Here is an 8,991-nt window from a genome sequence, read left to right as displayed (position 1 = left end):
ATCGTGACGAAGACGGATGCCGCGACCCGCGAGCAGATCACCGAGAGGCTCATCGAGGTCGACAGCCTCCGCGAGGACTGGGCGGCCGTCATTCCGCTGTCGGCGCTCACGCGCGACCAGCTCGACGTGCTCACCGACGAGCTGCTCAAGCTCATGCCCGAAGGGCCGGCGCTGTACCCCGAGGGCGTCGTCACCGATGAGTCGCTCGAGGACCGCATCGCCGAGATCATCCGCGAAGCCGCGCTCGAGGGCGTGCGCGACGAGCTGCCGCACTCCATCGCCGTCACGATCGACGACATCGAGGAGCGCGACACCGGCTCGATGACCGACATCTACGCGAACATCGTCGTCGAACGCGACAGCCAGAAGGCGATCATCATCGGCCGCAAGGGCGCCCGCCTGCGCGATGTCGGCGCGAAGGCCCGGGCGCAGATCGAGCCGCTCATCGGCACCAAGGTGTTCCTCAAGCTGCATGTGCGCGTCGCGAAGGAGTGGCAGCGCGATCCGAAGCAGCTGGGGCGACTCGGCTTCTGAGCCCCGCTCACCGCACGCGGCGTAGACTCGCGAACATGGAGACGGTCACGACTCCGCTGCCGTGGTCCGACCCGCGCGAAGAGGTCGAGGTCGGCGTCCTGATGGCGAACGGACGGCTCGCTCCGCGCCGGTTCGCGAACCGCGCGGAGGCCGAGGCGTGGGCGCGCCCCGAGGAGGGGGACCGCGTCGTCGAGTACAACCTCATCTGCGAGTGCGACTCGTAGCGAACCGCTCGCGGCGGCGGCATCCGTCAGCCCGACACCTCGCGCATCATCGAGTTGATGAACACGACCTTCTCGCCGTACTCGGCGTCGACCGCCTCCTGCCACGTGCCGTCGTCCCACGGCACGTCCACCCACAGGTAGCCACGGTCGGGGTACGACGACAGGTACGCGTCGCCCATCTTCGACGGGAGCTCCTCCTGGATCTCGAGCAAACGCGCCTCCGACGTCTCACCCTCGACACCGCCGGCCGGATCGTCGGGCCGCACGGGGTCGTAGAGTGCGAGCATGATCGGCGGCTGCGTCACGGTGAACGTCTCGCCGTCGAACGTGCCCGTGACGGCGTACGCGCCCCACGTGACGTCGCCGGACGACTCGCTGCCTTCGACGCCCTCCCACGACCACCCCTCGAGCGGGAAGCCGGAGCACTGCGGCGGCCACGACTCCGCGACGGGTCCGACGCACAGCTCGGCGTCGCCGCCCTTGTCGAGTACGGTCCCCGTCGCGACGACCTCGCCCTTCGGCGGGTCGGGCCACGCGTTGTCGAGGCTCGCCCCGGGCGGGGGAGCGTCGGCGGACGGAGTCGCGCACGCGGACAGCGCGAGGGCGCCGGCCGCGATGATCGAGACGGCGGCGGCGCGCAGGACGGAGACTCGTCGGTGAGGACTCATACCCGTTACGTGTCGCGAACGGGGCGATCGTCTCAGTCACGATTCGAACCGGATGCCCCGCCCGGCGGCATCCGCATTTGGCATCCGCCCCGTGACCGGGTGTACCCTCGACCCATGCGCGCAGGCTCGCTCCTTCTTCTTAGCCGCCGCGACGAGGCTTCGTTCTAGGGCCTTTCTCGTCGCGGAGCTTGGTGTCGGCCCGCAACATCTGACGAGGAAGCAGCCCCCATCATGGAGAACCACCAGAAGCCGTCGTCCATGCCGGTCCACAAGTACCGGCCGTTCCACGAGCAGATCCGGGTCGACCTGCCTGACCGCACGTGGCCCGACAAGCGCATCACGAAGGCGCCGCGGTGGTGCGCCGTCGACCTTCGCGACGGCAACCAGGCGCTCATCGACCCGATGAGCCCCGAGCGCAAGCGCATCATGTTCGACCTGCTCGTCCGCATGGGCTACAAGGAGATCGAGGTCGGCTTCCCGAGCGCGAGCCAGACCGACTTCGACTTCGTGCGCCAGCTGATCGAAGAGAACCTGATCCCCGACGACGTCACGATCCAGGTGCTGACGCAGGCCCGCGAAGAGCTCATCGCCCGCACGTACGAGGCGATCCGCGGCGCCGAGCAGGCGATCGTCCACCTGTACAACTCGACGAGCATCCTGCAGCGCGACGTCGTGTTCCGCACCGACAAGCAGGGCATCATCGACATCGCGATGAACGGCGCCCGCTGGTGCAAGCAGTACGAGGCCACCGTCCCCGAGACGACCGTGTACTACGAGTACTCGCCCGAGAGCTACACCGGCACCGAGCTCGAGTTCGCCGTCGAGGTGTGCAACAAGGTGATGGAGGTCTTCGTCCCGACGCCGGAGCGCAAGGTCATCATCAACCTGCCGGCGACCGTCGAGATGGCGACCCCGAACGTGTACGCCGACTCGATCGAGTGGATGTCGCGTCACCTGAACCACCGCGAGAACGTCATCCTGTCGCTGCATCCGCACAACGATCGCGGCACCGCGGTCGCCGCGGCGGAGCTCGGCTACATGGCCGGCGCCGACCGCATCGAGGGATGCCTCTTCGGCAACGGCGAGCGCACGGGCAACGTCGACCTGGTGGCGCTGGGCATCAACATGCTGACGCAGGGCATCGACCCGCAGATCGACTTCAGCGACATCGATCAGATCAAGCGCACGGTCGAGTACTGCAACCAGCTGCCCGTGCACGAGCGCAGCCCGTGGGCCGGCGACCTGGTCTTCACGGCCTTCAGCGGCTCGCACCAGGACGCGATCAAGAAGGGCTTCGAGGCGATGGAGGCCCGCGCGGCCGCCGAGGGCGTCTCGGTCGACGAGCTGGAGTGGGCCGTCCCGTACCTGCCGATCGACCCGAAGGACCTGGGCCGCTCGTACGAGGCCGTCATCCGCGTCAACTCGCAGTCCGGCAAGGGCGGCGTCGCCTACCTGCTGAAGAGCGACCACGCGCTCGACCTGCCGCGCAGGCTGCAGATCGAGTTCTCGGGGGTCGTTCAGGCCAAGACGGATGCCGAGGGCGGAGAGGTCACGAGCGACGAGATCTGGCGCATCTTCACCGACGAGTATCTGCCCGCCGCCGACGCCGAGGAGCGCTGGGGCCGGTTCGAGCTGCTCGCGACGCGCACGCAGAGCGACATGTCGGGCGACGTGGTGCTCGAGGTCACGCTGCGCGACGGCGACGACCGCGTCGAGGCGACCGGTCACGGGAACGGCCCGGTGGCCGCCTTCCTCGAGATCGTGCGCGCGCACGGGTTCGACGTGACGCTCTACGACTACGTCGAGCACGCGCTCAGCTCGGGCGGCGACGCGCAGGCGGCGGCCTACGTCGAGCTGCAGGTCGACGGCGAGCGCCTGTGGGGCGTCGGCATCGACAGCGACATCTCGACCGCGTCGCTCAAGGCCATCGTGTCGGGCGTCAACCGCGCGATCCGCACGCGCGAGCGCGAGCGCTCGGGCGAGCTCGCGGCGGTCTGACCCGGGTTCGGCGTCGGGCCCGTCGTCAGTCGGCGTCGGGCCCGGGCTTGACGATCGGGATCGCGCTCGTCTCGACGGCGACGCGACGCCGGTGCAGCGCACGCTGCTCGGGCAGCGAGATGTCGAAGATGACCGCGAGCACGCGGATCACGGCGGTCACGACGACGCACACGATCGCCGCGGGCACGAGTCCGACGCCGAAGGCGTTCGCGATCGCGAGCACGGCGCATCCGACCCCCGCGGCCACGGCGTAGAGCGAGCCGACGTGCATGATCGCGACCGGAAGCCCCATGATCATGTCGCGCAGGATGCCGCCGCCGACCGCCGAGCACACGCCGACGAACACCGCGGGAACCGGCGGCAGTCCGAGCGCGAGCGCCTTGCTCGTGCCGAATGCGCCGAAAAGCCCGATCACGATCGCGTCGAGGCCGACGATGACGGCGTTGAGGCGCTGGAAGAGTCCCGCCAGCAGCATTCCGATCAGAGAGGCGCACACAGCGGTGAGCAGGTACCAGTTGCTCTGCAGCGTGACCGGTGTGACGTTGAGCAGCAGGTCGCGGATGAGGCCGCCGCCCATGCCCATCACGATCCCGATGATCGCGACGCCGAGCAGATCGAGCCGTCGCTGACCGCGGAAGCCCGACGCGAAGAGCGCGCCCTGGATGCCGCCGAGACCGACAGCGGTCAGATCGGCCCACAGCGGGATCACCAAGACGGGTTCGTCCACGAACCCATTGTGGGGGAGGTCAGGGCATGTGCGAACGCACGGCCGCCCTGAGCGCGCCGGCCGCAACCCGACCCGCCCGCCTGCGCCGGATCGTCGGTGCCCGGACGGATAATGGACGGGTGCCCACCTACCGCGACGAGGTCGTGGTCCTGCGCACCCAGAAGCTGGGTGAAGCCGACCGCATCGTGACGCTGCTCAGCCGCCGCCACGGCAAACTGCGCGCCGTCGCGAAGGGCGTGCGGCGCACCTCGTCGCGCTTCGGCGCCCGGCTCGAGCCGTTCATGGTCGCCGATGTGCAGCTCTACCAGGGTCGCTCGCTCGACATCGTGCAGCAGGCGGAGTCGCTCGGAGCGTACGGCGCCGACATCGCGATCCATTACGACCGCTACACCGCCGCGAACGCGATGGTCGAGGCGGCCGATCGCCTCAACGAGGCCGAGGCCACGCCGAACCAGTACCTGCTGCTCGTCGGCGGGCTGCGCGCGCTCGCGCGTGGGGAGCACGCCTCGCGCAGCATCCTCGATTCCTACCTCCTGCGCGCGATGGCGCTGTCGGGCTGGGCGCCGGCGCTCGCCGAGTGCGCCCGCTGCGGCGCGAGCGGCCCGCACGACGCCTTCGTCGCCCAGCTCGGCGGGACGGTGTGCCGCGACTGCGCTCCGACGGGCGCCGCGCGGCTCGACGGCGACTCGGCGCGTCTGCTCCGCTCGCTCATGGCGGGGGAGTGGGACGAGGTCGACGCCGCCCCTCCCGCGGCGGCGGCCGCGGCATCCGGTCTCATCGCCGCTTACGCGCAGTGGCACCTCGAGCGCGGCATCCGTTCGCTGTCGCATGTGGAGGCGCTTCGGTGACGCCCAAGCCCTACACCCATCGCGACGCCGTTCCGTATCGCCCGCTCGACTGGACGGGCATCGCCCCTCCGGCGTTCCCCGCGGGGAGCGTGCCGAACCACGTCGCGATCGTCATGGACGGAAACGGGCGCTGGGCGAATCGTCGCGGGCTGCCGCGCATCGAGGGGCACAAGGCCGGCGAGGAGGTGCTGCTCGACGTCGTCGCGGGCGCGATCCAGGCGGGCGTGAAGCACCTGTCGGTGTACGCGTTCTCGACCGAGAACTGGGCGCGCTCGCCAGACGAGGTGCGCTTCCTCTTGGGCTACAACCGAGACGTTCTCCACCGCCGGCGCGATCAGCTCAACGAGTGGGGCGTGCGCGTGCGGTGGTCGGGGCGCAAGCCGCGGCTGTGGGGGTCGGTCATCAAGGAGCTCCAGTTCGCCGAGAGGCTCACGGCCGACAACGACGTTCTCACCCTCACGATGTGCATCAATTACGGCGGGCGGGTCGAGCTCGTCGACGCGATGCGCGAGATCGCCGCCGACGTCGCGGCGGGTCGGCTCAAGGCATCCGCGATCACCGAGAAGACGGTGCGTCGCCACCTGTACCAGCCCGACATGCCCGACGTCGACCTGTTCATCCGGTCGTCGGGCGAGCAGCGCACGTCGAACTTCCTGCTGTGGCAGTCCGCGTACGCCGAGTTCGTGTTCCTCGACACGCTCTGGCCCGACTTCAGCCGCACCGACCTGTGGCACGCGATCCAGATCTACCTCGACCGCGATCGCCGCTTCGGCGGAGCCGTGGACCAACCGGCTCCGCCCGCGCTCTGACGCCACTTATGCCGCGCCCCCTGCGGGCGTATCCTGCGGGCGAGTGGATGCTCCTCTCCTGTGGGGCGCGGCGCGCAAGCCGTGGTCGGGAGGTGTCTGATGGACGGTACGCGACACTCCCCGCGGCGCGCCGCGATGGCGGCCACTCTCGTCCTGGCCGCTGTGCTGGCCCTCGCCTCGTGCGCGCCGATTGCGAACGAGGCCGACGAGACGTCGGTGCCCACACCGACCACCACGGAGGAGCCGTCGCCGACCCCCACAGGCACCGGTGACAACGGCGGATCCGACGGCCCGGTCGACCCTTCGCAGCAGACGCGACGCAGCGGCCCGGCAGCCGAGTACGGAGGCCCGCCCTACGGAGACCAGGGCGTGGAGTCCATCGGCGACGGCCGGTGGTGCGCGAAGGTCGGATTCTTCTGGGACGGAGACGCGCCGCCTGAGAACGTCACATTCACGATCGACGGAATCGACTCACACCCCGCCGGCGCCGTAACGGCCTCGACTGAGCGCTGCAGCGATTCGCCTGAGATCGTCGGACCCTGCATCGGCTTCACGATGGCGCCCGATACGCCGTTCACGGTGTGCGACCTCCTCGTGCTCGCCACCCCGTCGTTTGCGATCCAGGCAGGAGTCACCTTCCGGGGCACCCTCGTCTGCACCGAGCCGCGATTCTGCGACGCCGCGATCGCGCGTCCCGCCGAAGCGGGTCCGGAGATCTTCGTGCGGGATCCGGATCCTCCGCAGGAGGACCCCGATGATCCGCCGGCCGAAGATCCGGAGACGCCGACCGATGAGCCCGAGTCATCCGAGAGCGAGGCGCCGTGACGACCACCTCCCGACCCGAGCGCGAGTCCGGCGCATCCGTTGAAGCCATCGGGCACGGACCGATCGGCCCGCCACCCGACGTCGACGAGCGCGCCGCCGATCCTGCCCCCGCGCCCAGCGATGTGATCCCGGGTCCGCCGAACCTCGCGTTCGAGAAGTGGATGGGCTTCCTCTCGTCGTTCGTCGCGCCGGTCACCCTCATCACCGCCCTGCTCTTCTACTTCGGGTACGTGTCGTCGCGCACCTTCTTCGCGTACTTCGGCATCGACGTCGACGTGCTCGGGTTGAGCAACCAGGCCTTCGTCATGCGGAGCCCCGGCGCACTCTTCGTGCCACTCGTGATCGCCCTCATCCTCGCGGCGGCTCTCGTCGTGGGACACCGCCTGCTTCGCAAGCGGCTGAAGAAGGCCGATGCAGCGACCCGCTGGCGCGTCGTGGCGGTGATCGCCTGGACGGGCATCGGCCTGATCCTCGCGGGTCTCGCGCTCGCGCTGCTGTGGGGGGTGTTCGGTGGATGGGAGCTCGCGCCGCTCGTCACGCCGCTCCTGCTCGCCGTGGGCGCGGGCCTCGCCGCCTACGCCGCGTCGACCGCCCGGGCACTGCGCGGAGGTGCGGAGGGGCGGAGTGTCGTCGTGCTGCTCGTCGTGGCGATGGTCGCAGGCGCCTTCTGGGCGACGGCGACGCTCGCGGAGTGGTGGGGACGAGGACAAGCGCGGGCGCTCGCCGCCGACCTCACGTCGCTGCCCGCGGTCGTGCTCGACACGCAGGAGCGGATGTTCCCGGGCAACGACGAGATCCTCTTCCAGGAGCTCGAGCCGCATGACGAGGGGCAGATGTACCGATACCGGTATCACGGCCTGCGGCTGCTCGTGCAGGGCGGAGGACGCCTGTTCCTGGTGCCGGATCAGTGGTCGCCGGATGCCTCGACCCTCGTCGTGCCGTACGACGACTCGGTCCGCGTGCGGTTCCGCTTCTTCCCGGATGCGAACCCGCCGGGCTGATCATGCTTGCGCGGGAATAGACCGTCCCACGTCGACCGTTGTCCTTCAGCATGACGGATGCCATCAAGATCGACGTGTGGTCGGATATCGCCTGCCCCTGGTGCTACATCGGAAAGCGGAACCTCGAGAACGGGTTGGCTGCGGCATCCGCCGATGAGGACGCGCCGGTCGTCGAGGTGACGTACCACTCGTTCGAGCTGTCGCCCGATACGCCCGTGGACTTCGAGGGCGACGAGGTGGACTACCTCTCGGGGCACAAGGGCATCTCGCGCGAGCAGGCGCAGGCCATGATCGAGCGGGTCACGGGCGTCGCCGCGCAGTCGGGCCTCACCTACCGCTACGACCTCCTCAAGCACACCAACACCGTGAAGGCGCACGAGCTCCTGCACTTCGCGAAGGCGCACGGCCGGCAGCTCGAGCTCGCGGAGCGTCTCATGTCGGCGTACTTCACAGAGGGCCGCCACCTCGGACGCACCGACGAGCTCGTGGCACTCGCCGCGGATGTGGGACTCGACGCGGACGCCGCGCGCGAGGCGCTCGAGTCGCGCCGGTATCTCCCGGAGGTGCGTGCCGACCAGAAGCAGGCGGCCGCGTACGGCATCAACGGAGTGCCGTTCTTCGTGATCGACGGCAAGTACGGCGTCTCCGGCGCACAGCCGGCCGAGGCGTTCGCGCAGATCGCGCGACAGGTGTGGGCCGAGCATCGCGCTGCCGAGACGGCCGGCGAGGACGCCGATGTCGACGAGGCGGCGCAGCCGGCGACGGCCGACGTCTGAGCGGCGACGAGAAGAGGGGCGGATGCCGCGGCATCCGCCCCTCTCGCGTTCGCGGCCGCGGTCGTCAGCGCGGCAGGTCGGCCTCGATCGCCTCGACGATCGCAGGGTCGTCCGGGAGTGTACGGCTGCGGAAGCGGCGCACGCTGCCGTCGCGGGTCACGAGGAACTTCTCGAAGTTCCATCCGACCTCGCCGGCTTCGCCGTCGGCGTCCGGCGTCTGCTTGAGCGCCTTGTAGAGCGGGATCGCGCTCTCCCCGTTCACGTCGACCTTGTCCATGATCGGGAACGTCACACCCCACGTGGTCGAGCAGTACTCGAGGATCTCGTCGATCGTCCCGGGCTCCTGGCCGTTGAACTGGTTGCACGGGAACCCGATCACGGTGAAGCCGCGGTCGCCGTAGTCGCGCTGCAGCTGCTCGAGCTGCTCGTACTGGGGCGTGAGCCCGCATCTGGAGGCGACGTTGACGATGAGGACGACCTTGTCCGCGTACTGGGCGAGAGTCGCGGTGCCGCCGTCGGCTGTGCGGAAGGGGATGTCGCGGAGATCTGTCGCGGTCGAGGTCATATCCCCAGGTTAGGGC

11 protein-coding genes are annotated in these 8,991 nt (G+C 69.6%); 8 read left to right on the top strand and 3 right to left on the bottom strand.

Annotation, left to right across the window (positions count from 1 at the left end):
* Both era and VNR19_RS02115 read left to right on the top strand, forming a co-directional pair.
* Positions 1 to 534, top strand: a 534-nt coding sequence (era, locus tag VNR19_RS02120; protein WP_325723422.1) for a GTPase Era, incomplete at its 5' end; no start/stop codon positions are given.
* Between the two features lie 35 nt (positions 535 to 569).
* Positions 570 to 758, top strand: coding sequence for a hypothetical protein (locus VNR19_RS02115; RefSeq protein WP_325723420.1), 189 nt, complete (start codon positions 570 to 572; stop codon positions 756 to 758).
* Between the two features lie 26 nt (positions 759 to 784).
* Here the strand turns inward: VNR19_RS02115 and VNR19_RS02110 are convergent, their stop codons facing one another.
* Entirely contained in the window at positions 785 to 1,426 is a 642-nt protein-coding gene (locus tag VNR19_RS02110; RefSeq protein ID WP_325723418.1) for a hypothetical protein, read from the bottom strand.
* Between the two features lie 231 nt (positions 1,427 to 1,657).
* Here VNR19_RS02110 and leuA point away from each other — a divergent pair, with 231 nt between their 5' ends.
* Positions 1,658 to 3,424: a 2-isopropylmalate synthase gene (leuA, locus tag VNR19_RS02105; protein WP_325723416.1), complete on the top strand. Its 1,767-nt coding sequence runs from the start codon at positions 1,658 to 1,660 to the stop codon at positions 3,422 to 3,424.
* Positions 3,425 to 3,449: 25 nt separating this feature from the next.
* On the opposite strand, the gene VNR19_RS02100 is transcribed toward leuA, so the two are convergent.
* Positions 3,450 to 4,151: a trimeric intracellular cation channel family protein gene (locus VNR19_RS02100; RefSeq protein ID WP_325723414.1), complete on the bottom strand. Its 702-nt coding sequence runs from the start codon at positions 4,149 to 4,151 to the stop codon at positions 3,450 to 3,452.
* A 119-nt stretch (positions 4,152 to 4,270) separates the two neighbouring features.
* Between VNR19_RS02100 and recO the strand changes: the two genes are divergently transcribed.
* The 5 genes from recO (at position 4,271) to VNR19_RS02075 (ending at position 8,410) form a co-directional block, all read left to right on the top strand.
* A complete protein-coding gene (gene recO, locus VNR19_RS02095; RefSeq protein WP_325723412.1) occupies positions 4,271 to 4,999 on the top strand; it encodes a DNA repair protein RecO in 729 nt (242 codons plus the stop codon).
* On the top strand, positions 4,996 to 5,808 hold the full coding sequence (locus VNR19_RS02090; protein ID WP_325723410.1) for an isoprenyl transferase: 813 nt from the start codon (positions 4,996 to 4,998) through the stop codon (positions 5,806 to 5,808). Before recO ends, VNR19_RS02090 begins: the two co-directional genes overlap by 4 nt.
* Positions 5,809 to 5,907: 99 nt before the next feature.
* The gene (locus VNR19_RS02085; RefSeq protein ID WP_325723409.1) at positions 5,908 to 6,633 is read left to right on the top strand and encodes a hypothetical protein; all 726 of its coding nucleotides are present in this window, start codon (positions 5,908 to 5,910) and stop codon (positions 6,631 to 6,633) included.
* Positions 6,630 to 7,634, top strand: a complete 1,005-nt coding sequence (locus VNR19_RS02080; RefSeq protein ID WP_325723408.1) for a hypothetical protein — start codon at positions 6,630 to 6,632, stop codon at positions 7,632 to 7,634. Before VNR19_RS02085 ends, VNR19_RS02080 begins: the two co-directional genes overlap by 4 nt.
* Positions 7,635 to 7,684: 50 nt before the next feature.
* On the top strand, positions 7,685 to 8,410 hold the full coding sequence (locus VNR19_RS02075) for a DsbA family oxidoreductase (RefSeq protein ID WP_325723407.1): 726 nt from the start codon (positions 7,685 to 7,687) through the stop codon (positions 8,408 to 8,410).
* A 64-nt stretch (positions 8,411 to 8,474) separates the two neighbouring features.
* On the opposite strand, the gene VNR19_RS02070 is transcribed toward VNR19_RS02075, so the two are convergent.
* Positions 8,475 to 8,975 (bottom strand): glutathione peroxidase, encoded by a 501-nt coding sequence (locus tag VNR19_RS02070; RefSeq protein WP_325723405.1) that lies wholly within the window; start codon positions 8,973 to 8,975, stop codon positions 8,475 to 8,477.
* Positions 8,976 to 8,991 lie beyond the last annotated feature (16 nt).

This window comes from Microbacterium sp. (genome assembly GCF_035556355.1).
GTDB lineage: Bacteria > Actinomycetota > Actinomycetes > Actinomycetales > Microbacteriaceae > Microbacterium.
This window is presented reverse-complemented; position numbering and strand designations above follow the sequence as displayed.

Bases quoted from the DNA above. Each gene is read 5' to 3' on its own strand.
- VNR19_RS02115 (WP_325723420.1), top strand. From the start codon at position 570: ATGGAGACGGTCACGACTCCGCTGCCGTGGTCCGACCCGCGCGAAGAG.
- VNR19_RS02110 (WP_325723418.1), bottom strand. From the start codon at position 1,426: ATGAGTCCTCACCGACGAGTCTCCGTCCTGCGCGCCGCCGCCGTCTCG.
- leuA (WP_325723416.1), top strand. From the start codon at position 1,658: ATGGAGAACCACCAGAAGCCGTCGTCCATGCCGGTCCACAAGTACCGG.
- VNR19_RS02085 (WP_325723409.1), top strand. From the start codon at position 5,908: ATGGACGGTACGCGACACTCCCCGCGGCGCGCCGCGATGGCGGCCACT.
- VNR19_RS02075 (WP_325723407.1), top strand. From the start codon at position 7,685: ATGACGGATGCCATCAAGATCGACGTGTGGTCGGATATCGCCTGCCCC.
- VNR19_RS02070 (WP_325723405.1), bottom strand. From the start codon at position 8,975: ATGACCTCGACCGCGACAGATCTCCGCGACATCCCCTTCCGCACAGCC.